This window comes from Actinosynnema sp. NPDC053489, from assembly GCF_044544865.1.
Lineage (GTDB): Bacteria > Actinomycetota > Actinomycetes > Mycobacteriales > Pseudonocardiaceae > Actinosynnema.
On sequence record NZ_JBITXT010000002.1, the window covers coordinates 558,853 to 580,151 of the forward strand.

26 protein-coding genes are annotated in these 21,299 nt (G+C 73.6%); 9 read left to right on the plus strand and 17 right to left on the minus strand.

Annotation, left to right across the window (positions count from 1 at the left end; translation table 11 throughout):
• Positions 1-35: 35 nt before the first annotated feature.
• From ACIGNX_RS05685 to ACIGNX_RS05705, 5 genes are read right to left on the minus strand one after another with little or no spacing between them, the layout of a single operon-like run.
• The gene (locus tag ACIGNX_RS05685) at positions 36-434 is read right to left on the minus strand and encodes an OsmC family protein (protein ID WP_396536675.1); all 399 of its coding nucleotides are present in this window, start codon (positions 432-434) and stop codon (positions 36-38) included.
• 10 nt (positions 435-444) lie between these two features.
• A complete protein-coding gene (locus ACIGNX_RS05690; protein WP_396536677.1) occupies positions 445-948 on the minus strand; it encodes a hemerythrin domain-containing protein in 504 nt (167 codons plus the stop codon).
• The gene (locus ACIGNX_RS05695) at positions 938-1,750 is read right to left on the minus strand and encodes an MBL fold metallo-hydrolase (RefSeq protein ID WP_396536679.1); all 813 of its coding nucleotides are present in this window, start codon (positions 1,748-1,750) and stop codon (positions 938-940) included. The genes ACIGNX_RS05690 and ACIGNX_RS05695 overlap by 11 nt, the downstream gene beginning before the upstream one ends.
• 17 nt (positions 1,751-1,767) lie before the next feature.
• Positions 1,768-2,565 (minus strand): glutamate racemase, encoded by a 798-nt coding sequence (gene murI, locus ACIGNX_RS05700; protein ID WP_396536681.1) that lies wholly within the window; start codon positions 2,563-2,565, stop codon positions 1,768-1,770.
• Complete coding sequence (locus ACIGNX_RS05705) at positions 2,562-3,236, minus strand: rhomboid family intramembrane serine protease (protein ID WP_396536683.1); 675 nt, start codon at positions 3,234-3,236, stop codon at positions 2,562-2,564. Before ACIGNX_RS05705 ends, murI begins: the two co-directional genes overlap by 4 nt.
• 66 nt (positions 3,237-3,302) lie before the next feature.
• On the opposite strand from ACIGNX_RS05705, the gene ACIGNX_RS05710 reads away from it, so the two are divergent.
• Complete coding sequence (locus ACIGNX_RS05710) at positions 3,303-4,148, plus strand: SMP-30/gluconolactonase/LRE family protein (protein WP_396536685.1); 846 nt, start codon at positions 3,303-3,305, stop codon at positions 4,146-4,148.
• Here ACIGNX_RS05710 and ACIGNX_RS05715 read toward each other — a convergent pair.
• Entirely contained in the window at positions 4,145-4,915 is a 771-nt protein-coding gene (locus ACIGNX_RS05715) for an MBL fold metallo-hydrolase (protein ID WP_396536687.1), read from the minus strand. The genes ACIGNX_RS05710 and ACIGNX_RS05715 overlap by 4 nt on opposite strands.
• Positions 4,916-5,312: 397 nt before the next feature.
• On the opposite strand from ACIGNX_RS05715, the gene ACIGNX_RS05720 reads away from it, so the two are divergent.
• Complete coding sequence (locus ACIGNX_RS05720; RefSeq protein WP_396536689.1) at positions 5,313-5,996, plus strand: polysaccharide deacetylase family protein; 684 nt, start codon at positions 5,313-5,315, stop codon at positions 5,994-5,996.
• Positions 5,993-7,288 (plus strand): PHB depolymerase family esterase, encoded by a 1,296-nt coding sequence (locus tag ACIGNX_RS05725; RefSeq protein ID WP_396536691.1) that lies wholly within the window; start codon positions 5,993-5,995, stop codon positions 7,286-7,288. Before ACIGNX_RS05720 ends, ACIGNX_RS05725 begins: the two co-directional genes overlap by 4 nt.
• A gap of 52 nt (positions 7,289-7,340) precedes the next feature.
• On the opposite strand, the gene ACIGNX_RS05730 is transcribed toward ACIGNX_RS05725, so the two are convergent.
• The 7 genes from ACIGNX_RS05730 to clpS all read right to left on the minus strand — a co-directional run bounded on the left by ACIGNX_RS05730 (position 7,341) and on the right by clpS (position 11,384).
• A complete protein-coding gene (locus tag ACIGNX_RS05730) occupies positions 7,341-8,291 on the minus strand; it encodes a PLP-dependent cysteine synthase family protein (RefSeq protein ID WP_396536693.1) in 951 nt (316 codons plus the stop codon).
• 20 nt (positions 8,292-8,311) lie between these two features.
• Positions 8,312-8,584: a MoaD/ThiS family protein gene (locus tag ACIGNX_RS05735; RefSeq protein ID WP_396536695.1), complete on the minus strand. Its 273-nt coding sequence runs from the start codon at positions 8,582-8,584 to the stop codon at positions 8,312-8,314.
• A 69-nt stretch (positions 8,585-8,653) separates the two neighbouring features.
• Positions 8,654-9,109 carry a Mov34/MPN/PAD-1 family protein gene (locus tag ACIGNX_RS05740; protein WP_396536697.1) on the minus strand — a complete coding sequence of 152 codons (456 nt, stop codon included), beginning with the start codon at positions 9,107-9,109 and terminating at the stop codon, positions 8,654-8,656.
• A 51-nt stretch (positions 9,110-9,160) separates the two neighbouring features.
• Positions 9,161-9,697 carry a DUF2231 domain-containing protein gene (locus ACIGNX_RS05745; RefSeq protein ID WP_396536699.1) on the minus strand — a complete coding sequence of 179 codons (537 nt, stop codon included), beginning with the start codon at positions 9,695-9,697 and terminating at the stop codon, positions 9,161-9,163.
• Between the two features lie 282 nt (positions 9,698-9,979).
• Positions 9,980-10,531, minus strand: a complete 552-nt coding sequence (locus ACIGNX_RS05750; RefSeq protein WP_396536701.1) for a peptidase S58, DmpA — start codon at positions 10,529-10,531, stop codon at positions 9,980-9,982.
• On the minus strand, positions 10,531-11,088 hold the full coding sequence (locus ACIGNX_RS05755; protein ID WP_396536703.1) for a DUF2017 domain-containing protein: 558 nt from the start codon (positions 11,086-11,088) through the stop codon (positions 10,531-10,533). Before ACIGNX_RS05755 ends, ACIGNX_RS05750 begins: the two co-directional genes overlap by 1 nt.
• Positions 11,085-11,384 (minus strand): ATP-dependent Clp protease adapter ClpS, encoded by a 300-nt coding sequence (clpS, locus tag ACIGNX_RS05760; RefSeq protein ID WP_141978832.1) that lies wholly within the window; start codon positions 11,382-11,384, stop codon positions 11,085-11,087. Before clpS ends, ACIGNX_RS05755 begins: the two co-directional genes overlap by 4 nt.
• 75 nt (positions 11,385-11,459) lie before the next feature.
• On the opposite strand from clpS, the gene ACIGNX_RS05765 reads away from it, so the two are divergent.
• Together ACIGNX_RS05765 and ACIGNX_RS05770 are read left to right on the plus strand one after the other, a co-directional pair.
• Positions 11,460-12,734: a nicotinate phosphoribosyltransferase gene (locus tag ACIGNX_RS05765; protein ID WP_396536705.1), complete on the plus strand. Its 1,275-nt coding sequence runs from the start codon at positions 11,460-11,462 to the stop codon at positions 12,732-12,734.
• A 12-nt stretch (positions 12,735-12,746) separates the two neighbouring features.
• Complete coding sequence (locus ACIGNX_RS05770; protein ID WP_396536707.1) at positions 12,747-13,316, plus strand: isochorismatase family protein; 570 nt, start codon at positions 12,747-12,749, stop codon at positions 13,314-13,316.
• Between the two features lie 46 nt (positions 13,317-13,362).
• Here the strand turns inward: ACIGNX_RS05770 and ACIGNX_RS05775 are convergent, their stop codons facing one another.
• From ACIGNX_RS05775 to ACIGNX_RS05790, 4 genes are all read right to left on the minus strand, one after another.
• Entirely contained in the window at positions 13,363-14,025 is a 663-nt protein-coding gene (locus ACIGNX_RS05775) for a hypothetical protein (protein WP_396536709.1), read from the minus strand.
• A gap of 126 nt (positions 14,026-14,151) precedes the next feature.
• Positions 14,152-15,315 (minus strand): non-hydrolyzing UDP-N-acetylglucosamine 2-epimerase, encoded by a 1,164-nt coding sequence (gene wecB / locus ACIGNX_RS05780; RefSeq protein WP_396536711.1) that lies wholly within the window; start codon positions 15,313-15,315, stop codon positions 14,152-14,154.
• Positions 15,316-15,352: 37 nt separating this feature from the next.
• Positions 15,353-15,520 carry an LPXTG cell wall anchor domain-containing protein gene (locus ACIGNX_RS05785; protein WP_396536713.1) on the minus strand — a complete coding sequence of 56 codons (168 nt, stop codon included), beginning with the start codon at positions 15,518-15,520 and terminating at the stop codon, positions 15,353-15,355.
• Between the two features lies 1 nt (position 15,521).
• Positions 15,522-16,286, minus strand: coding sequence for a choice-of-anchor P family protein (locus tag ACIGNX_RS05790; RefSeq protein ID WP_396536715.1), 765 nt, complete (start codon positions 16,284-16,286; stop codon positions 15,522-15,524).
• A gap of 254 nt (positions 16,287-16,540) precedes the next feature.
• Here ACIGNX_RS05790 and xrtP point away from each other — a divergent pair, with 254 nt between their 5' ends.
• From xrtP to ACIGNX_RS05810, 4 genes are all read left to right on the plus strand, one after another.
• Complete coding sequence (xrtP, locus tag ACIGNX_RS05795) at positions 16,541-17,059, plus strand: exosortase P (RefSeq protein ID WP_396536717.1); 519 nt, start codon at positions 16,541-16,543, stop codon at positions 17,057-17,059.
• A gap of 44 nt (positions 17,060-17,103) precedes the next feature.
• On the plus strand, positions 17,104-18,414 hold the full coding sequence (locus ACIGNX_RS05800) for a glycosyltransferase family 2 protein (protein WP_396536996.1): 1,311 nt from the start codon (positions 17,104-17,106) through the stop codon (positions 18,412-18,414).
• A gap of 103 nt (positions 18,415-18,517) precedes the next feature.
• Positions 18,518-19,093, plus strand: coding sequence for a biotin transporter BioY (locus tag ACIGNX_RS05805; RefSeq protein ID WP_396536719.1), 576 nt, complete (start codon positions 18,518-18,520; stop codon positions 19,091-19,093).
• 136 nt (positions 19,094-19,229) lie between these two features.
• On the plus strand, positions 19,230-21,164 hold the full coding sequence (locus ACIGNX_RS05810) for an ATP-dependent DNA helicase (RefSeq protein WP_396536998.1): 1,935 nt from the start codon (positions 19,230-19,232) through the stop codon (positions 21,162-21,164).
• The last annotated feature ends 135 nt before the right edge of the window (positions 21,165-21,299 follow it).

Genomic DNA, 21,299 nt, shown 5'->3' on the forward strand with positions numbered 1-21,299 from the left:
GAAACGTCGAACCCCGAAACCTCGAACCCGGGGCGTCAGCCCGGCAGGGTCAACGGGGTCGGCGGGGCGTTCTTGATCGTCCGCGTCACGGTGCACAGCTGGTCGATCGCGCGCCGCACGGCGGCCTCCAGCGCGGCGCGCTGCTCCTCGTCCAACCGCGAGATGTCGTACTCCAGCGCGACGGGCACGCTGACCAGCTCGTGCCCGCCCGCCGAGCGCACGTCGTCCGCGCGCGCCACCAGCCCACCGTCCACGCGGCGGGTGATCAGCGTTTCCGCCGTCACCGCCGCGCACCCCGCCGCCGCCGCGAGCAGCAGCTCCACCGGCGTGAACGCCCCCTCGGCGCCCTTGCGACCGACGCGCACGGACGCGCCCCGGTCGTTCGTCGCCACGAAGTCGTGCTCCCCGACCCGACGCACCTCGACGTTCGACACGTGATCGACGTTAGTCGATCCGGTCCTCCGTGGCTGCCGCGATCTTGCGCACGTACGTGATGTCACCGCAGTCGTCGTCCAGGCGGCTCTGCCGGATCTCGACGAACAACCGGCCCAGCTCCTCGCGGCGCTCGTCGGAGACCTGCGACCGCGCGTCGTTGAGGATCGTGCGCTCCTCCTCGTCCACGTGGTGGTTGAGCGCCTCGACCAGCTCCTCCAGCTTGGTCTCCCACTCCTCGGAGCTGGTGTCCCCGACCTCCATCAGCGCCAGCAGCGCCTGGTGGCCCTCGGCGTGCTCCTCGGCACCGTGGTCGACCTCGTCGTTGTCGACCTCCTTGTACCGCTTGAGCGCCGGGTAGACCTCGGACTCCTCGGCCTCGGCGTGCGCGACGAGCAGCGCGGCCAGCTCGCTCAGCGCCATCGCCCGGTTGGAGTTCCGGTCGCGCAACGTGCGGAACAGCTCCTCGAACTTCCGGTGGTCGGCCAGGATCAGCTCGACGACATCAGTTGCCATGGCCGCCGATTACCCGGACCTTCGACTCGCCAACCGCGTAGGTGTCGCCCTGGTTGACCACGTCGGTCGGCCCGCCGAACTCGCCCCTCGCCTCGGCCAGCACGGCGTCGCGGTCGGTCCACGGCGCGATGTGCGTGAGCAGCAGCCGCCCGACGCCCGCCTCCGCCGCGACCCGGCCGGCCTGCACCCCCGACAGGTGCGTGCCGGGCGGGCGGTCGTCGGCGTGGGTCCACGTCGCCTCGGACAGCAGCACGTCGGCGTCGCGCGCCAGCTCCCGCAACGCGTCGCACGGCCCGGTGTCGCCGGTGTAGGCCAGGGTCGCGCCCCCGGTAGCGATGCGGAACCCGTACGCCTCGGTGGGGTGGTCGACCCGCACCGCGGTGATCTCGAACGGTCCGACGCGCGTCACCCCGCCCTCGCGCAGGGCGTGGAACTCGAAGACGTCGGTCAGGTCGGTGGTGAGCAGTTCGTCGGCCGTCTCCGCGTAGGCGCGGGCGAACCGGTCCGCGGTCTCGGCCGGCCCGTGCACGGGCAGCCTGCGCTCGCGCGTGTCGTACGGCGGGTGGGTGTGGTAGCGGCGGGTGACGGCCAGGGTGGTGAAGTCGGCGCAGTGGTCCGGGTGCAGGTGCGAGAACAGCAGGGCGTCCAACGAGAACGCGTCGTGACGCGCCTGCAACGCGGCCAGGACACCGCTGCCCAGTTCGATCGCGAGTCGGCAGCCATCCGCCTCGACGAGGTAGCCGGATGCGGGCCCGTGGGGGCCCGGCAGGCTGCCCGAGCAGCCGAGGATGGTCAACAGCACCCGTGGAGCGTGCCAGGTCAGCCGTGGGCTTGGAAGGACGCCCTTTCCAACCCGGGCAGGAATCGGCGCGCGAGCCGGGCGAACGGCTCCACCGGACCGGTGCAGCTGAACCGCTGGTCGGGGTCGCCGTCGCGGAACAGGTCCTGCTCGGTGAGCACCCGCACGACGTCCTTCACCGTCTCCTCGGCGCTGGAGACGAGCGTCACGCCGTCGCCCATCACGATCTGGAGCACGCCGGTCAGCAGCGGGTAGTGCGTGCAGCCGAGCACCAGCGTGTCCACCTCGGCGCGCTGGAGCGGTTCCAGGTACGCCTGGGCGAGGCCGAGCACCTGCCGGCCGGAGGTGATCCCGCGCTCCACGAAGTCCACGAACCTCGGGCACGCCACCGCGGTCACCTCCACGTCGCGGGCGGCGGCGAAGGCGTCCTGGTACGCACCGGACCCGACGGTGCCCGCCGTGCCGATGACGCCGACGCGGCCCGTGCGGGTGGTCGCCACGGCCCGGCGCACGGCCGGGAGCACCACCTCGACCACCGGGATGTCGTAGCGCTCCCGCGCGTCGCGCAGGCAGGCGGCCGACGCCGTGTTGCAGGCGATGACCAGCATCTTCGCGCCGTCCTCGACCAGCCGGTCCAGCACTTCGAGCGCGTAGCGGCGGGCGTCGGCGATGGGCAGCGGGCCGTACGGGCAGTGCGCCGTGTCGCCCACGTACCGGATCCGCTCGCCCGGCAGCTGGTCCATGACCGCGCGGGCGACGGTCAGCCCGCCGACGCCGGAGTCGAAGATCGCGATGGGCGAATCGGCGGTGACGCTCACGCGTTCAGCGTAGTCCGCGCGCCGCGACGGGCGTCCCGGGCGACGCCCCACGCCGCCAGGACGCCGCCGAGCGCGCCGAACAGGTGGCCCTCCCAGGAGATGCCCGGCTGGCCGGGCAGCACGCCCCACAGCGCGGCGCCGTAGAGGGCGAAGACGACCACGGCCACCAGGATCTGCAGCACGCTGCGCGCGAAGACCCCGCGCACCAGCAGGAACACCAGGAAGCCGAAGACCAGGCCGGAGGCGCCGATGTGGCTGCCGTAGGAGCCGAAGACCCACACGCCCAGGCCGCTGGTCAGCCAGATGACCGCGGTGATCTGGAGGAACTGCTTGATGCCGCCGGAGGTCGCCAGGTAGGACAGCACGAGCAGCGGCACGGCGTTGCCCGTCAGGTGCGCCCAGCCGCCGTGCAGCAGGGGGTACCAGATGATGTTGTCCCACTGGCTGAAGTCGCGCGGGATCACGCCGTCGTCGTCCAGCCGGCCGCCGAGGGCGGTGTCGACGGCCTCGACGACGTAGAGCAGGCCGACGAAGCCGAGCACGACCGCGGCCGACAGCACGGGCCGCGGCGGCACGACCCGCCTGGACGGCGCCGCGGCGGAGCGGGTCCGCCCGGGCGCGGCGACCACCGGCTCGGGCGTAGGCGGCGTGAAGGGGCCGGTGGGGTCCACGTCCCCAGGTTACGCGTGGATCCGGCCGTCCGGGCCGACCGCGGGACGTGACCGTAGGCTGTGCCGGTGTCGATCGAAGTGGCGGTGCGGGCCGCAGCCCAGCTGGGCGAGGCACCCACGTGGGACCACGCCAGCGGAACGCTGCTCTGGGTGGACATCCTGGGCAGCGAGGTGCACCGGTACAACCCGTCCCGGGACGACGACGCCGTCCTCGAGGTGCCGCAGCACGTGGGCGCGGCCAAGCCCCGCACGCGCGGCGGCCTCGTGCTCAACCTGCGCGACGGCGTGGCGCTGATCGACCGCGACGGCGTCAAGACGTGGCTCGTCTACTGGGCGCGCGACGGCGTGCGGGGCAACGACGCCGCGGTCGACCCGGCGGGCCGGCTGTGGGCGGGCACGATGCGGTACGACGAGGAGCCGGGCGGCTGGCTGGCGCGCGTGGAGCCCAACGGCGACGCGAAGGTCGTGGTGGACCGGACGGGCATCAGCAACGGCATCGGCTGGAGCCCCGACGCCGCGCTCATGTACTACGTCGACTCCGCCGAGGGGCGGATCGACGTGCTCGACTACGACCGCGAGAGCGGTGAGGCGCGCAACCGCCGCCCGCTGGCCGACGTGCCGCGCGGGGTGCCCGACGGCCTCACCGTGGACGCCTCCGGGGCGATCTGGGTGGCGCTGCACGGCGGCGGGGCCGTGCGCCGGTACACGCCGGCCGGCGAGCTGGACCGGGAGGTCGAGCTGCCGGTGGACCGGCCGACCGCGTGCTGCTTCGGCGGCGCGGACTTCACCGACCTGTACGTCACCTCGGCCCGGACCGGGTCGGAGGACGGCGCGGCGGGTGAGCTGGACGGCGCGGTCCTCGTGCTGCCGGGCGTGGGCGAGGGCCTGCCGTCCGCCGCGTTCGCCGGCTAGAGCGCGTAGGTCGCGCCCGGCTCGGCCAGCGCGACCGGGCCGGGGAACGCCTCGCCCGCGTCGCGCAGGATGCCGTCGCGGTCCGACCACGGCAGCACGTGGGTCAGCACCAGGCGGCCGACGCCGGCGGTGCGCGCCACCTCGCCCGCCTCCCGGCCGCTCATGTGCAGGTAGTTGGCGCGGCCCGCCTGCGCGCGCCACGCCGAGTCGGCCAGCAGGAGGTCCGCGCCCGCGGCCAGCCGCACCAGCTCCGGGCACGGCACCGTGTCGCCGGAGAACACCAGCGACACCCCGCCGTGCGAGATGCGGAACCCGTAGGCCTCGCAGATGTGCCGCATGGCCGCCACCTCGACCTCCACCGGCCCCACCCGGTACCGACCGGTCGTCAGCGGCACGAAGTCGACCGTGTCGGTCAGGTCGGTGGTCGCCAGGTCGGCCCGGCTCGCCGCGTGGGCGTTGGCCAGGCGGGACGGCGCGTGCGCGGGCGCGAACACGGGCAGCTTGCGCTCGGTGACGTCGTAGGGCGGCGCGGGGTGCGCGCGGCGGTAGACGACGAGCGAGCTGAAGTCCGCGCAGTGGTCCAGGTGCAGGTGCGACAGCAGCACGGCGTCGAGGTCGAACGGGTCGCAGTGCCGCATGAGCGGGGCGAACACGCCGCTGCCCAGCTCCAGCGCGATCCGCACGCCACCCGCCTCCACCAGGTACCCGGAGGTGGGCAGACCGGGCCCCGGCGCGCTGCCCGAACACCCGAGCACCGTCAATCGCATGACTGAAACGATAGCAGCAGCGCCGCCGGGAAAATGCGGGGACACCGCTCGTTCTCCTGTTTCCATTACTTCGTCACTCGAATGCATCAACCGAGGTGAGGAGCCCGGGAGAGGCTGCGGACCCCCGAAGCCGATGCGTGACACAGCAATTTCTGTTACGGCCCGGAAACGGCCCGGCGGCCGCGTTCCGGAATTCATCCGGGCACTAATCGGGCCGACCGTCGACCGGTCGGCCGAAAGTTTTCACGCGCCAGGAGGCGACCGAACGGGTGCATGTGGCGTTACCGCAGCTCAGCACGCCATTTGAGACCCGCAACATTCCCGAAACTCATTGTCCACGACGGCTCCACGCCAGATAGTGGCGACAACTCTTGCCGTGATCCTCAAGGAGGAGGAAATGGTCTTGAGAACCCTTCTGGCGGCGGCGCTGCTCCTGGCCGCGCCACTGCTGCCCGCGAACCCCGCGGGTGCCGCGCCGGCCGCGAAAGCGGGCCCGGTCGCGCTCGCCTGCACCGGGTACGTCGCGCTGACCTACGACGACGGCCCGAACGCCCAGTACACCCGCGCCCTGCTCACCGCGCTGCGCTCGGCCGGCGCGCGGGCCACGTTCTTCGACCTGGGGTCGCGCGTGCAGCAGCAGCCGCAGGTGACCCGCGAGGTCGTCCAGGCCGGCATGTGGGTCGGCAACCACTCCTGGTCGCACCCCTACCTGACCAACCTCGGCGCCGCGGCGGTGGCCAGGGAGCTCGGCGACACGCAGAACGCGATCCGCGGCGCCACCGGCCAGGCGCCGACGCTGTTCCGCCCGCCCTACGGGGCGACCAACGCGACCGTGCAGGCCGAGGCCCGCAAGCTCGGCCTCACCCAGGTCACCTGGTCGGTCGACTCGCAGGACTGGAACGGCGCGTCGACCGACGCCATCGTGCGCGCGGCGACCGGTGCGAGCGCGGGCGGCATCGTGCTCATGCACGCCGGCTACCAGACCACGGTCGACGCGGTGCCGCGCATCGTGCAGGGCCTGGCGGCCAGGAACCTGTGCCCCGGCCGCATCGACGGCTCCGGACGGGTGGTGGCGCCGTGAAGGTCCTCGGCGCGATCGTGACCTCGGTGGTCGCCGCGGCGGCCTTCGTGCTGGCGTTCGCGGTCACGCCCCGGGCGTCGGCCGCCACGCTGACCGAGGTCACCGGCTTCGGCACCAACCCCAGCAACCTGCGCATGCACCTGTACGTGCCCGACCGCACCCAGGCCCGGCCCGGCGTGCTGCTGGCCGTCCACTACTGCACGGGCAGCGGGCCCGCGTTCTACTCCGGCACGGAGTTCGCCCGGCTGGCCGACCAGTACGGATTCATCGTGATCTACCCGTCGGCGACCCGCAGCGGCCAGTGCTTCGACGTGTCGAGCCCGCAGGCGCTGCGCCGCGACGGTGGCAGCGACCCGGTCGGCCTGGCCTCGATGGTCCGGTACGTGCTCCAGCGCTACAACGGCGACACGAGCCGGGTGTTCGTCACCGGTTCCTCGTCGGGGGCGATGACCACCAACGTGATGCTGGCGAACTACCCCGACGTGTTCGCCGCGGGCGCGGCGTTCGCCGGTGTGCCCGCGAGTTGCTTCGCCACCACCGACGGCTCGTCGTGGAACAGCGCGTGCGCCAACGGGCAGGTGAACAAGACCCCGCAGGAGTGGGGCAACCTGGCCCGGGGCGCGTACCCCGGCTACAGCGGGCCGCGGCCCAGGGTGCAGCTGTGGCACGGCACGAACGACGACACGCTGCGGTACCCGAACTTCACCGAGGAGATCGAGCAGTGGACGAACGTCCACGGCTTGTCGACCACTCCGACCTCCACGGACTCGCCGCAGTCGGGCTGGACGCGCACCCGGTACGGCGACAAGGTCGAGGCGATCTCCATCCAGGGCGGCTCGCACAACGTCCTCGTGCCCGGCATGGCGCTGCGGGCCATCCAGTTCTTCGGGCTGGACCGCGACACGGGCACGACCACCACCACGACGACTACAACCACCACGACCACCACGACCACGGCCCCGCCCGACCCCGCGGGCGCGTGCCGGGTGGCGTACGCGGTCAACTCGTGGAACACGGGTCTGACGGCGAGCATCGCCATCACCAATACGGGCACCGGCACCGTCAACGGCTGGCAGCTCGCGTTCACCCTGCCCGCCGGGCAGACCATCACCAGCGGTTGGGGTGCCACCTACTCACCGACCGGCGGTGCCGTCACGGCGCGCAACGTCAGCTACAACGGCACCATCGCCGCAGGTCAGACGATCACCATCGGGTTGCAGGCCAACCACGGCGGCAACACCGGGAAGCCCGCCGCGTTCACCCTCAACGGGGTGGCCTGCACGGTCGCCTGACGCGCCGGTGCCCCCGCGACCCGGGTGGGTCGCGGGGGCACCGCGCCCCGGCTCACGCCCAGAGGTGGCCGTCGAGGCGTTCGGCGGCCTCGTCCAACGTGCCCGCGTACGCGCCGGTGGACAGGTACTTCCACCCCGCGTCCGCCACCACGAACGCCACGTCCGCCGACTCGCCGCGCGCCGCCGCCTTCTCCGCCGCGGCCAGCGCCGCGTGCAGGATCGCGCCGGTGGAGATGCCCGCGAAGATGCCCTCCACCTCCAGCAGCTGCCGGGTGCGGCGCAGCGCGTCGTACGAGCCCACGGAGTAGCGGCCGGTCAGCACCTCGGCGTCGTACAGCTCCGGCACGAAGCCCTCGTCGAGGTTGCGCAGGCCGTACACCAGCTCGCCGTAGCGCGGCTCGGCCGCGATGACCTGCACGTCCGGCTTGTGCTCGCGCAGGAACCGGCCCACGCCGACCAGCGTGCCCGTCGTGCCCAGGCCCGCGACGAAGTGCGTGATCGTCGGCAGGTCCTTGAGCAGCTCCGGCCCGGTGCCGTGGTAGTGCGCGCCGGGGTTGGCCGGGTTGCCGTACTGGTAGAGCATCACCCAGTCCGGGTGCTGCGCGGCCAGCTCCTTCGCCGTCGCCACGGCCTGGTTCGAGCCGCCCGCCGCCGGCGAGAACACGATCCGCGCGCCGTACGCCTGCAGCAGCTGCTTGCGCTCGGTGGAGGTGTTCTCCGGCATCACGCACACCAGGCCGTAGCCCTTGAGCTTGGCGGCCATGGCCAGGGCGATGCCGGTGTTGCCCGACGTCGGCTCGAGGATCGTGCAGCCAGGGGTGAGCGCGCCGCTCCGCTCCGCCTCCTCGATCATCATCAGGACCGGGCGGTCCTTGATCGAGCCGGTCGGGTTGCGGTCCTCGAGCTTCGCCCACAGCCGCACGTCCTTCGACGGCGACAGCCGGGGCAGGCCCACCAGGGGCGTGCCGCCGACCGCGTCGAGCAGTGACTCGTACCGGGCCACGATGAGTCCTCCGGGGTCGGTCAGCCGCCCGCGACGGCCGGGAGGATCGTCACGGTGTCGCCGTCCTTGACCGCGGCCTCCAGGCCGCCGGCGAACCGCACGTCCTCGTCGTTGACGTAGACGTTGACGAACCGGTGGAGCGCGCCCTCCTTGACCAGGCGCTGCTTCAGGCCACCGTGGTTGGTCTCCAGGTCGTCGATGACCTCCGCGAGCGTCGTGCCGGCGGCCTCGACGGACTTCTGCCCACCGGTGTGGGTGCGCAGGATCGTGGGGATGGAGACGGTGACGGCCATGCTGGTACCTCCGAGGAGCGGGTTTGGTGAAGGTGGTGCCACGACCGGTGCGCGGGCGCACCTGGAGGCTCAGGGACAGTCGGGCGTGTCGTCGGTGCCGGTGTGGGCGAACATGTACGACTCGACGACCTCGACCGGCTCTTCGGTCACCACGCCGTCCACGATGCGGTAGGAGCGCAGCTCGTGCTGCTCCGGGTCGCGGGTGGAGATGAGCACGTAGTGGGCCTGCGGCTCGCTCGCGTACGAGACGTCCGTGCGGGACGGGTACGCCTCGGTCGCCGTGTGCGAGTGGTAGACGACGATGGTCTCCTCGTCGTTCGCGCTCATCTCGCGGTGGACGCGCAGCTGCTCCATCGAGTCGAAGCGGTAGAACGTCGGCGAGCGCTCGGCGTTGTCCATCGCGATGAACCGCTCCGGGCGGTCGGAGCCCTCCGGGCCCGCGATGACCCCGCACGCCTCGTCCGGGTGGTCACGACGGGCGTGGGCCACCATCGCGTCCACGAGGTCACGGCGGATCACCAGCACGCCACCATCCTACGTGGTGGGGGAAGGTGTCCCGCTCGGTGAGAAGTCGCACTACACCGGTTCGCGGACGGCCCTCGCGGCTTTGATGCCGGTCTCGATGTCGGCCGGACGGAGGCCGAGCAGGCCGCCCGCGCCGAGGGCCGCGAGCCCGAGGGTGGAGACGGCCCTGGCCAGGAGGCCGAAGCCGTGCCCGCGCAGGCGGAACGACGTGAGGTAGCACACGTTCGCGGCGGTGTTGGCGGCGAACTGCACGAACGCGGCGCGCCGCTCCCGTTCGGCCAGCGTGCCGTACTCGGCCAGTTCGGTGGCCAGCGCCGCCGGTGCGACGGCCAGCCCCGCGCCGATCACGGCCCGGGCCGCCTTGCCGCTGCCGGGCATGAGGTCCAGCGCGGCCGACGCCGCGTACAGCCCGATGGGCAGTGCCACGACCGCCGGGTGCACGGGCCGGCCGAACGCGCGTGCGCGCAGCAGGTCCGTCACCTCGCGCCGGCGCAGCACCGCCGGCACCACCTCGGCCAACGCCCCGGCCGCCCGGTCGACCGCCGGACTGGTCCTCACCCACTCGAACGCCCTCTGCACAGCCGCCATGGCCGGGGAGTACCCCTCGCCCCCGAGCGTTGAACTCACCCGTGCCGGACGTAGGACTCTCACGCCCCGAACGTAGGACTCTCGCGAGAGTCCTACGTCCACGCCCCGTGTGTCGAACGCTCAGGTCTCGTGTGCCGAACGCTCAGGACCCCCGAGTTCGTCGTTCGAGTCGCTCCGGCCGTGGCGCGTCCCGGTCCTGAGCGTTCGACACGGTGGACCCGAGCGTTCGACACACGGGACCTGGAGGTTCGACACACGGGGTTGGAGGGGTGGGGCACGCGGTCAGGCGGTGGTCAGGGCGGTGGTGGCGGTGGCGCACAGGTCGGGCAGCGGGGTGGCGGTGGGGTTGCCGGTGGCGACGGCGAAGACGGTGGCCGGGGTGGTGACGCCCCGCCGGACCAGGCCGTCGTGGGCGGTCATGGCGACCCGCCGGCACTCCGCCGGGTCCAGGTCCGCGTCCACCACGACGAGGGCGGCGGCCGTCTCGCCCACCAGGACGACGGCCGGCACGTCCAGCGGGACGGCCGACTCGCACGCCGCGTAACCGTCACCCGGCGGCAGGCCCAGCGCCTCCGCCGCGGGCACGATCGGCACCACCTCGAACGGCCGCGGCCCCACCGGGAAGCCGTGCCCCCGCTCCGCCAGCCACCGCACGACCCCGTCCACCGCCGCCGGCCCGCCCAGCACCACGGCCTGCACCCGCCGCACCAGCGTGGACGGGTCGAGCAGGTCCAGCTCGCGCGTGCCGACCGGCGCGCCCCGCACGTCCACCCCGGCGACCGCGCCGCCGGGCGCCAGCAGCACGGCCACCCCCGGCCCGCGCCCGAGCAGCATCAGCTCATGACCGCTTCGACCAGCGTCTCCTGCACCCACGTCAACCAGTGGTACACGCCCAGGTGCGGCGACCGCGGGTCGTCCGGCGGCAACTCGTCGGGCATGTCCTCCTGCACGTCCAGCGCCGTGCCCAGCGCCAGCCGCACGTCGTTCAACGCCGACAGCCACGCCTCGGCCTGCTCCAGCGCCAGCCGCACCTCACCGCCGTCGGGCGGGCACGTCTGGAGCACCACGGCCGCCACCCCGGTCTTGAGGTCCAGCAGCTCCGGCTCGTGCAGCGACCGCAGCGCGTTGGCCGAGTCGACCTCGGCCGGGTCCGGCGCGTCCGGGTCGAGCCGGTGGAAGTCGGGCAGCAACCGCCCCAGGATCGGGTCGTCCGGCGGCGTCGACGAGCCGGTGCGGATGCCGGTCAGCTCCGCCAGCTCGTCCTGCGGCGCCTCCTCGGCGCGGGCCAGCAGCATGTCCTGGATCTGGCTGACCAGCCCGCGCACCACGGCCGCTTCCTGCCGGTCGAACCGCCCGAGCACCTGGTCGCCGGTGCGCGTCCACTTCTTCACGACGAACGCTGCATGGTCGCCCACAGCCCGGCCGCGTGCAGCTTGGCCACGTCGGCCTCCACCTTGTCCTTGGTACCCGACGACACGATCGCCCTGCCCTTGTGGTGCACGTCCAGCATCAGCTTCGTCGCGTGGTCACGGCTGTAGCCGAACAGCTTCTGGAACACGTACGTCACGTAGGACATCAGGTTCACCGGGTCGTTCCAGACCAGGGTCTGCCAGGGGCGGTCCTCCGCGCGGACCTCCTCGCCGGCCGGGTCAACCTGCGTCCGCTCATGCTCGACGGGCGTGGTCATACCGCCAATGGTGTCATGTTCCGGTGCGCGGTGGAGCCCGCAGGGCCCGGTCCGGCGAGGCTTACGCTTCGGGGCATGTCGACGTCCCTGTTCACCGACCACTACGAGTTGACGATGCTCGCCGCCGCCCTGCGCGACGGCACCGCGGACCGGCCGTGCGTGTTCGAGGTCTTCGCCCGGCGGTTGCCCGAGGGCAGGCGGTACGGGGTGGTCGCGGGCACCGGCAGGCTGCTGGACGCGATCGCCGACTTCAGGTTCACCGAGCGTGACCTGGAGCTGCTGCGGCGCACCGACGTGGTCGACGAGGCCACGCTGTCGTGGCTGGCCGACTACTCCTTCACCGGTGACGTGGACGGCTACCCGGAGGGCGAGCTGTACTTCCCGGGGTCGCCGATCCTGTCCGTGCGCGCGCCGTTCGGCGTGGGCGTGGTCCTGGAGACCCTGGCCCTGTCCATCCTGAACCACGACAGTGCGATCGCCTCGGCGGCGGCCCGGATGGTCAGCGCGGCCAACGGCCGGCAGATGATCGAGATGGGGTCGCGCCGCACGCACGAGGAGGCGGCGGTGGCCGCGGCGCGGGCCGCGTACCTGGCCGGGTTCACGGCCACGTCGAACCTGGAGGCCGCGCGGCGGCACGGCATCCCGACCGCCGGGACGTGCGCCCACGCGTTCACCCTGCTGCACGACACCGAGGACGAGGCGTTCCGGGCGCAGGTCGAGGCGCTGGGCGTGGGCACGACGCTGCTGGTGGACACCTACGACATCACCAACGGCATCAAGACCGCCGTCGAGGTCGCGGGGCCGTCGCTGGGCGCGGTGCGGATCGACTCCGGCGACCTGGGCGTGCTGGCCCGGCAGGCGCGCGACCAGCTCGACTCGCTGGGCGCGCGCAACACCCGGATCGTGGTGTCCGGCGACCTGGACGAGTACTCGATCGCCATGCTCCGCGCGGAGCCGGTCGACGCGTACGGCGTCGGCACGTCCCTGGTCACGGGCTCGGGCGCGCCGACCGCGGGCATGGTCTACAAGCTGGTCGAGGTGGACGGGCGGCCGGTGGCCAAGCGCAGCTCGCACAAGGAGTCGCGCGGTGGCCGCAAGGACGCGCTGCGGCGGCACAAGGACACGGGCACGGCGCTGGAGGAGGTCGTGTTCCCGCACGGCGCGGAGCCGGAGCGCGGCCCGCACGACCGGTCGCTCGCGGTGCCGCTGGTCCGCGACGGCGCGCGGGTCGACGGCGTGGACACCCTGGCCGAGAGCCGGGAGCGGCTGCGCGCCGCGCTCGTGACCGTGCCGTGGGAGGGTCTGAAGCTGTCCCGCGGCGAGCCCGCGATCCCGACGACGTTCCTGTAGGGGGCTTTCCGGATGAGCAAGGCACTGATCGTGGTGGACGTGCAGAACGACTTCTGCGAGGGCGGTTCCCTGGCCGTGGCCGGCGGCGCGGCGGTGGCGGCGGCGATCTCCGCGCACGTGGCGTCGTCGTCCTACGACCACGTCGTGGCGACCCGTGACTACCACGTGGACCCGGGCGCGCACTTCAGCGAGACGCCGGACTTCGTGGACTCGTGGCCGGTGCACTGCGTCGCGGGCACGGCGGGCGCGTCGTTCCACCCCGAGCTGGACGTCACGGCGGTGGAGGCGGTGTTCTCCAAGGGCGCCTACGCGGCGGCCTACTCCGGGTTCGAGGGCACGTCCGGCGGTGACGAGCGGCTGGTGGACTGGCTGCGGGCCCGCGGCGTGACGGAGGTGGACGTGGTGGGCATCGCCACGGACCACTGCGTGCGGGCGACGGCGCTGGACGCGGCGGGCGCCGGGTTCGCGACGACCGTGCTGCTGGACCTGACCGCCGGCGTGGCCCGGGAGACGGTGGACGGCGCGTTGGCGCGGCTCGGCGAGGCGGGCGTGGCGCTGACGGGCACGCCGCGCGTCGGCTGACCCGCGGTCCGGGCGCCCCGCGGCACGGCGGGGCGCCCGGGGCGCGTCACGGGGTCGGCGAGCAGGCGGTCGCGCCCAGGACCACGTCGCCGGTGACGTTCGACGCCGGGCTGAAGCGCACATGCAGCAGGGTCATCGCGATGCTGCCGTCGTTCGGCTCGGGCAGCACCGTCTCGCCGAACGTCGCCGTGGCCAGCACCGCGCCGTCACCGTCCTTGACCTGGTGCACGTAGTTCGCCGGGATCTGGTCGGGCAGGCCGGGGAAGCCCTGCAGGCCGTCCGCGCCCCAGCCCGCGCTGGTGCCCGCCTCGCCACCGGTGCAGGTGACCTTCCAGCGGCTCACCCGCAGCCGCGGCCCGCCCGCCGACACCAGCGCCGACAGCTCGAAGTCCGAGCCGACCGCCTCGGAGGTGGTCTTGGTCCTGCTGTCCGCCGGGTCCACGACCTCCGTGGTGCACGACGACGTGCCCGCGCCGAACCGGACGCCCGCGCGGCTGACCGCCTCGGACGAGTTGGACGTCGTGCCGTTGACCGCGCACGGCGCGAGCGGCGGGACGCTGACCCGCGTGCCCGCCTTGGTGAACTCGGCGGAGCCGACCGACGCCACCCCCGCCGGGTTGGCCGCCGACGCGGGGTGCGCGGCGGCGACGAGGCCGAGTGCCAGCGCCGCGGTCACGGCGCCGACCCGGCGCGCTCCGAACTGCTTCATCGTGTCGCCCTCCTGCTCTTCACGGACGTCAGGTCTATCGAGCGCCGGCGGGCAGGACCCGATGATCTCGCCCCGCACATCACCCACAAGGGGAAAGACCGATACCGGGTCGGGTGAAGTGCCCGGTCAGCACGGGATGCGCACCGGCAGCGGCGCGGCGGCGAAGTCGTTCGGCAGGCCGACCAGCCGCTCCAGCGCGCCGCGCACCCGGGCCGCCGCGCGCCCGTCGCCGAACGGGTTGCGGCCCGGCGGCAGCCGCAGCCGCGAGCCCAGCACCCAGCCCGCCTCGGCGACGATCCGGATCGGGTCGGTGCCGACGAGCCAGGCGCAGCCCGCGGCCACCGCGGCCACCCGCTCGGTCGTGTCCCGCAGCACCAGCACCGGCACGCCGAACGTGGGCGCCTCCTCCTGGAGGCCGCCGGAGTCGGTGAGCACCAGCGCGGACCGGCGCAGCGCCCGCACCAGGTCGGAGTAGTCCAGCGGTTCGGTCACCACGATCCGGTCGTGCCCGCCGAGCACGTGCCGTGCCGCGGCCCGCACCCGCGGGTTCGGGTGCACGGGCAGCAGCACCCGCACGTCGGGGTGCCGGTCGGCGACGGCCCGCACGGCGTGCAGCACGCGCGTCAGCGGCTCGCCCCACGACTCGCGGCGGTGCGCGGTGACCAGCACCAGGCGTTCGGAACGCGCGTCGAGCACGCGTTCCAGCCTGGCCAGGGCCGGGTCGCGGGCGGGCGGGTCGGCGGCGGCGACGTGCCGCACGGCGTCGACCACGGTGTTGCCGGTGACCACGATCCGGTGGTCGGCCACGCCCTCGCGGACGAGCGCGGCGGCCGCGTCGTCGGTCGGCGCGAGGTGCAGGGCGGCGACCCGGGCGATCATCTGCCGGGTGCCCTCCTCGGGGAACGGCCCGGCGAGGTCGCCGGTGCGCAGCCCCGCCTCCAGGTGGGCGACCGGGATGCCGCGCCAGAACGCGGCCAGCGCGCCGGCCAGCGCGGTGGTCGTGTCGCCCTGCACGAGGACGACGGCCGGGTCGCGCCGGGCCAGCTGCCGGTCGACCGCGCCGACCAGCCCGGCCAGCAGCTCGGCCTGGCCGCCGGTGGCGCGCGGCACGTCCAGGAGGACGTCCGGGAGCAGGCCGAACGACCGCAGCGCCTGCTCCACCACGCCGTGGTGCTGTCCGCCGTGGATGATCACCGACCGGAGCACCGGGTGGTCGCCCAGCGCCAGCGCCACCGGCGCGATCTTCACCGCTTCGGGCCTGGTGCCCGCGAGCAGCACGACTTCCTTCACGTTGCTCCTTCCTGCGACTTCGGGACGGGGTGCGGCGCTACTCGTCGGACGCGGCTCGTCGCCCGCGAGCCGCCCGGAGCAGGACCAGGCCGGCCACCAGGAGCGCCGCGCCGGCCACCACCCACCAGGCGACTCCGGCGCCGGTCGCCGCCAACGAGCCGATTCCCGTGCCGACCGCGACACCACCGCCGGGGACCCGGTACACGTCAGACCTCCGTGAGCCCGTGCCGGCGGCGCAGGGCCGCGGCGGCGACGGGCACGCCGAACAGGGCGAGCAGGCCGAGGCCCGCCCACAGGCCCGCGCCGGACGCCATGGGGATGGGCAGGCTTGCCGGACCGCAGGTGGCCTGCGACAGCACCAGGTCGCCCGAGCCGAGGGGACCGCCGAGCAGGGTGACGTGCAGGGCGTTGACGGTGAGGCTGCCGTCGCCGTCGCGGACCTGCTCGTTGAGCACGACCCGGGCGACGGGCACGCCGAGGAGGTCGACGTCCAGCGCGGTGTTCGGCGCGGGTTCGGCGCCGACCTCGCCCAGCCGGCCGAGGTGCAGGCCGGTGAGCGTGGCCTTGCCGACGACGCCCTTCTGGGTGCCGGCGCACTCGGCCTCGACCAGTTCGGCGGACAGGCCGCCGGTCGCGGTGGCGAGCAGGTCGAGCCGGACGTCGGCGGTGCTCGCCCACGAGCCGACGCCGCCGGTCCGGTCGTCGCGCGAGGCGGAGGTGGTGATCACGCCGGTGCGCAGGACCCCGGGCAGGTCCGCGCCCGCGAACGTGGCGGCGGTGGGTCCGTCGGCGGAGGCGGCGGCGAACGGGCCGGCGGTGACCGCGTCCCGGCCGAGCGGCGAGGCGGTGAGCCGCGCGCCGAGGGCCGAGGCGTCCCCGGGCGCCGCCGAGGCCGGTGCGGCCCCGAGGACCAGCGCCGCGGCGGCGACCAGCCCGGTCACCGCGGCGCGCCGCGTCATGGGCAGACGCATGGAGTTCCTTTCTCGAACATCAACATGAGCAATTGCCCCTATCGGCGTTCCTCCGGTCGCATTAAGGGTTGCTGACCGTAAAGAAGTAAGACGGCCACTCGAACCGCTCAGCCAGGGCCACCGAAAGTGGGTAAACCGCTCGAATTCACCTCACGTTGTCACCCGATCCGGGAGTGAGGCTCGCGGTACGCGATTCCGATGACCAGCAAAGAGCCCTATCGGGCGATCCCCGATCGACGGAAAGGACTCATTCAGTGGCGCTTGCCCTGTCCCGTCCCGAACGCCTCAACCGGGTGGTTGTCGTCGCCTTGGCGCTGGCCGCGATCGGCCTCGTCCTGGCCCACCGGGCCTACCGGACGGCCGAGGTCGTGCTGTCCGGGCTGGTCCTCCGAGCGCTCGGCACCGACGGCGTCGAGGTCGTGGCGTCCCGGCAGACCGTGTACTTCGGCCTCGGCTCCGACGCGCCGCTGGGCCTGCGGATGACGCCCGAGTGCACCTCGGTGTTCCTGGTCGTGCCGCTGCTCGTGGTGGGCGCGGTGATGACGGCGCTGCGGCCGCGGATCGCGCGGCGGGTGCTGCTCGCGCTGGCCGTGGCCGGTGCCGCGGTGGTCCTGGTGAACCAGGCGCGCGTGGTGGTGCTCGTCCGGCTGGTCGGGTGGCTCGGCGTGGACACCGGCTACCACTGGGGTCACACGCTGCTCGGCTCGCTGGTCAGCGTGTTCGGCGGCGCGGCGGCGCTGGTGGCGTTCGTGTGGCTGGCGACGCGGTCGTGAGCCTCGACGTGCTGCTGGGGTTCACCCAGGCGCTGGCGTTGACGATGAGCGTCGCGTTCGTGACGTACGTGTGCCTGATCGTCGTGCCCTACCTGCGGTACCGGCCGCGGCCGGCCGGTCGGGCGGCCGACTTCGAGTGGCACTTCCTGGTGCCGTGCCGGGACGAGGAGGCCGTCGTCGGCGGCACGGTCCGGTACCTGCGGCAGACGTTCCCCGGAGCGCACGTGTGGGTCATAGACGACGACTCCGACGACGCCACGGCGGCGGTCGTGCGGGGCTTCCTCGACGACCGCAACGTCCACCTCGTGCAGCGGCGCCGGCCGCACGCGCGGACCGGCAAGGGCGACGCGCTCAACGACGCCTACCGGGTCCTGAAGCTGTGGATGGGGCGGCACGCCGACGCCGACCGCGCGGTGCTCGTCGTGGTGGACGCCGACGGCCGGCCCGCGCGCGACTGCCTGGAGGTGTGCGCGGCCCGGCACCTGTTCGGCGACCCGGCGATCGGCGCCGTGCAGGTGGACGTGCGGATGCTGAACGCCGGGGTGCGGCAGGCGGGCGTGCCGCGGTGGCGCGGGTGGTGGGGCGACCTGCTGGTGCGGATGCAGGACCTGGAGTTCCGGACGGCGATCGCGGCGATCCAGCTCTCGCGGGGCGTGACCGGGACGATCTCCATGGGCGGCAACGGGCAGTTCACCCGGCTCTCGGCGCTGGACTCCGTCGCCGGGCCGGCCGGGCGGCCGTGGCGGGGGTCGCTGCTGGAGGACTTCGAGCTGGGCGTGCACCTGCTGACGGCGGGGTGGCGGACCGGGTTCACGCTGGACACGCACGTGCAGCAGGAAGGGCTCTACAGCCTGCGGCGGTTCCTGGCGCAGCGCACGCGGTGGGGGCAGGGGACGATGCAGTGCCTGCGGTACGTGCGGTGGATCTGGGCGTCCCCGCACCTGTCCACGCTGGGTGCGGCGGAGATGCTGTACTACCTGGCCCAGCCGTGGTTGCAGCTGCTGGGCACGCTGGTCTACCCCATCCCCCTGGTGCTGCTGGCGCAGCGCGCGGCGACCGCGCCGGCCGAGGTGTGGGCGTGGTTCACGGGGGGCGCGTGGGTGCTGTTCACCGTGTACGGGCTGTTCGGCCTGCTGCCGTTCGTGCTGTGGGGCCCGGTCTACAAGGCGCGCTGCACGCCGACGATCGGCATGACCAGGGCGCTCGGCTACGGCCTGCTGTACGCGATCTACATCTACACGTTCTACGTGACGTCGTGGCGCGCCGTCGTCAGGCTGGCCCGCGGCCGCAACGGGTGGGCCAAGACGCGCCGCAACACCGAGCGGCTGACCGGTGACGTGGCGCTCGACTGCTGATCCGTCCCGCGTGAGATGCCCAACTTTGTAGAGCTTCGACAAAGACCGAACCAGTGATCGCCGGTTAACCTCCCGGTGAAGTCGATCCTCTGGGAGGTCCCAAGTGTCCGTCCTCGCCGTTCCGGGCCGCCGCGCGGTGCTCGCCGACCTGGTCCCGGGCGCCCTCGCCCGCGACATCGCCCTGGTCGTCGCGGGCGCCGGGCTCACCGGCCTGGCCGCCCAGGTGGCGCTGCCGGTGCCGGGCAGCCCCGTCCCGATCACCGGCCAGACGTTCGCCGCCCTGCTCGTCGGCGCGGCGCTCGGCTGGCAGCGCGGTGGCGCGTCGATGGTGCTCTACCTGATCGCCGGGGTGGCCGGCGTGCCGTGGTTCCAGGGCGGTTCGTCCGGCACGCCCGCGTCGCTCGGCTACGTCGTCGGGTTCGTGCTCGCCGGCGTGCTGGTCGGCCACCTGGCCGCCCGGGGCGGCGACCGGACGCCGCTGCGGACCGCGGGCACGATGGTGCTCGGCAACCTGGCGATCTACGCGTGCGGCGTGCCGTGGCTGATGGCCGCCGCCGGCGTCGGGTTCGGCAAGGCGCTCCAGCTCGGCGTGACGCCGTTCCTCGTGGGTGACGCGATCAAGGTCGCCCTGGCCGCCGGCCTGCTGCCCGCCGCGTGGGCGTTGGTCAACCGCAAGTGAGTCCCGGCCCGGGGTGACGGTGCGGGCGGGTACGGTCTTCGCCGTGCCCGCCACCACCGCGATCCCCGACACCAGGACGTTGCTCGCCGTCGCCGTGGCAGCGGTGGGCGGAGCCGAGCGCGAGGGCCAGGTCGCCATGGCCGAGGCCGTGGAGCGGGCGATCCGGACCGGCGAGCACCTGGCCGTGCAGGCGGGCACCGGCACGGGCAAGTCGCTGGCCTACCTCGTGCCCGCGCTGCGGCACGCGGTGGCCGAGGAGTCCACGGTGGTGATCTCCACCGCCACGATCGCGCTGCAGCGCCAGCTCGTGGACCGGGACCTGCCCCGGCTGGCCAAGGCGTTGCGCAAGGAGCTGGGCCGCGAGCCCCGGTTCGCCATCCTCAAGGGCCGCCGCAACTACCTGTGCCTGCACCGCCTGCACACCGGCGCGCCCGACGAGCCGGAGGAAGCGGGCCTGTTCGACCCGTTCGCGGTGTCCAAGATGGGCCGCGAGGTCAAGCGCCTGCACGAGTGGTCCTCCGACACGGAGACCGGTGACCGCGACGAGCTGGTGCCCGGCGTCACCGACCAGGCGTGGCGGCAGGTGTCCGTCACCGCCCGGGAGTGCCTGGGCGTGAACAAGTGCCCCGTCGGGGTCGACTGCTTCGCCGAGAAGGCGCGGGCCGAGGCAGGCAGGGCCGACGTCGTGGTGACCAACCACGCGATGCTCGCCGTGGACGCGCTGGAGGGCTACCAGGTCCTGCCCGACCACGACGTGGTGGTGATCGACGAGGCGCACGACCTGGTCGACCGGGTGACGTCGGTGGCGACGGAGGAGCTGAGCGCGTCGCTGGTCGCCACGGCCGCGCGGCGGTGCGGGCGGCTCATCGACCAGGGCGTGGCCGACCGGATGGCCGAGGCGAGCGACGGCCTGGCGATGATCCTGGAGGAGCTGCCGCCCGGCCGGCTCGACAGCCTGCCGCAGGCGCTGGCCGGCGCGTTGCGCGCCACCAAGGACGCGGCGCACGCGTGCATCACGTCGCTGGGGCCGGAGCGCAAGGAGGACGTCGACGGTGCGACGTCCCGCAAGCTGGCGCTGTCGCTGCTGGACGACGTGCACGACTGCGCCGCCCGGATCCTCGCGGCGTTCGACGAGGACCACGACGTGGTGTGGGTGTCCGGCGACTTCGCCGACCGCGACCGGCCGCCGTCGCTGCGGGTCGCGCCGCTGGGCGTCGGCGGGTTGCTGCGGGAGCGGCTGTTCGGGAAGCGGACCACGATCCTGACGTCGGCGACGTTGACGCTGGGCGGCACGTTCGACACGTTGGCGCGGCAGTGGGGGCTGCCGGCGGCGTCGACCGCGCGCAAGGCCGAGGGCACGGCGACGGACAAGGAGCCGCCGTCGGACGCCGGCGCGCCGCGGTGGAGCGGGCTGGACGTCGGCTCGCCGTTCGAGCACGGCAGCAGCGGCATCCTGTACGTGGCGCGGCACCTGCCGCCGCCCGGTCGCGACGGGCTGCCGCCGGCGTACGTGGACGAGATCGAAGGGCTGGTCAACGCGGCCGGCGGGCGGACGCTCGGGCTGTTCTCGTCGATGCGCGCGGCGAAGGCGGCGGCGGAGGCGTTGCGCGGCAAGCTGGACCACCCCGTGCTGTGCCAGGGAGACGACGCGACGGGGCAGCTCGTGAAGCGGTTCGCCGAGGACGCGCGGACGTGCCTGTTCGGGACGCTGTCGCTGTGGCAGGGCGTGGACGTGCCGGGGCCGGCGCTGTCGCTGGTGGTGATGGACCGCATCCCGTTCCCGCGGCCGGACGACCCGTTGGCGTCGGCGCGGCAGAAGGCCGTGGAGTCGCGCGGCGGGAACGGGTTCCTGACCGTGGCGGCGACGCACGCGGCCCTGCTGCTGGCGCAGGGCGCGGGGCGGCTGCTGCGTTCGATGAACGACAAGGGCGTGGTCGCCGTCCTCGACCCGCGGCTGGCGACGGCCCGGTACGGCGGCTTCCTGCGCGCCTCCCTGCCGCCGTTCTGGACGACGTACGACCCGGAGGTCGTGCGGGCGGCGCTCAAGCGCCTGGACGCGGCCAACAACTGACCGCGTCGGCTCACCGCGTCCGCCCGGGTCGCGTGTTCCGAGCGTTGAACTCGGGGGTCCTGAACGTAGGACTCTCGGGTCCTGAACGTAGGACTCTCGGGCTCTGGGTGTACGACACACGCGACCCGGGTGGGG

Excerpts from the sequence above, each read along its gene's own strand:
- ACIGNX_RS05750 (WP_396536701.1), bottom strand. The coding sequence starts at position 10,531 with ATGCTGCTCGGGCGCGGGCCGGGGGTGGCCGTGCTGCTGGCGCCCGGC.
- clpS (WP_141978832.1), bottom strand. The coding sequence starts at position 11,384 with ATGACCACGCCCGTCGAGCATGAGCGGACGCAGGTTGACCCGGCCGGC.
- ACIGNX_RS05765 (WP_396536705.1), top strand. The coding sequence starts at position 11,460 with ATGTCGACGTCCCTGTTCACCGACCACTACGAGTTGACGATGCTCGCC.
- ACIGNX_RS05715 (WP_396536687.1), bottom strand. The coding sequence starts at position 4,915 with ATGCGATTGACGGTGCTCGGGTGTTCGGGCAGCGCGCCGGGGCCCGGT.
- ACIGNX_RS05770 (WP_396536707.1), top strand. The coding sequence starts at position 12,747 with ATGAGCAAGGCACTGATCGTGGTGGACGTGCAGAACGACTTCTGCGAG.
- ACIGNX_RS05735 (WP_396536695.1), bottom strand. The coding sequence starts at position 8,584 with ATGGCCGTCACCGTCTCCATCCCCACGATCCTGCGCACCCACACCGGT.
- ACIGNX_RS05720 (WP_396536689.1), top strand. The coding sequence starts at position 5,313 with ATGGTCTTGAGAACCCTTCTGGCGGCGGCGCTGCTCCTGGCCGCGCCA.
- ACIGNX_RS05810 (WP_396536998.1), top strand. The coding sequence starts at position 19,230 with ATGGCCGAGGCCGTGGAGCGGGCGATCCGGACCGGCGAGCACCTGGCC.
- ACIGNX_RS05800 (WP_396536996.1), top strand. The coding sequence starts at position 17,104 with ATGAGCGTCGCGTTCGTGACGTACGTGTGCCTGATCGTCGTGCCCTAC.
- ACIGNX_RS05690 (WP_396536677.1), bottom strand. The coding sequence starts at position 948 with ATGGCAACTGATGTCGTCGAGCTGATCCTGGCCGACCACCGGAAGTTC.
- ACIGNX_RS05775 (WP_396536709.1), bottom strand. The coding sequence starts at position 14,025 with ATGAAGCAGTTCGGAGCGCGCCGGGTCGGCGCCGTGACCGCGGCGCTG.
- ACIGNX_RS05745 (WP_396536699.1), bottom strand. The coding sequence starts at position 9,697 with ATGGCGGCTGTGCAGAGGGCGTTCGAGTGGGTGAGGACCAGTCCGGCG.
- ACIGNX_RS05790 (WP_396536715.1), bottom strand. The coding sequence starts at position 16,286 with ATGCGTCTGCCCATGACGCGGCGCGCCGCGGTGACCGGGCTGGTCGCC.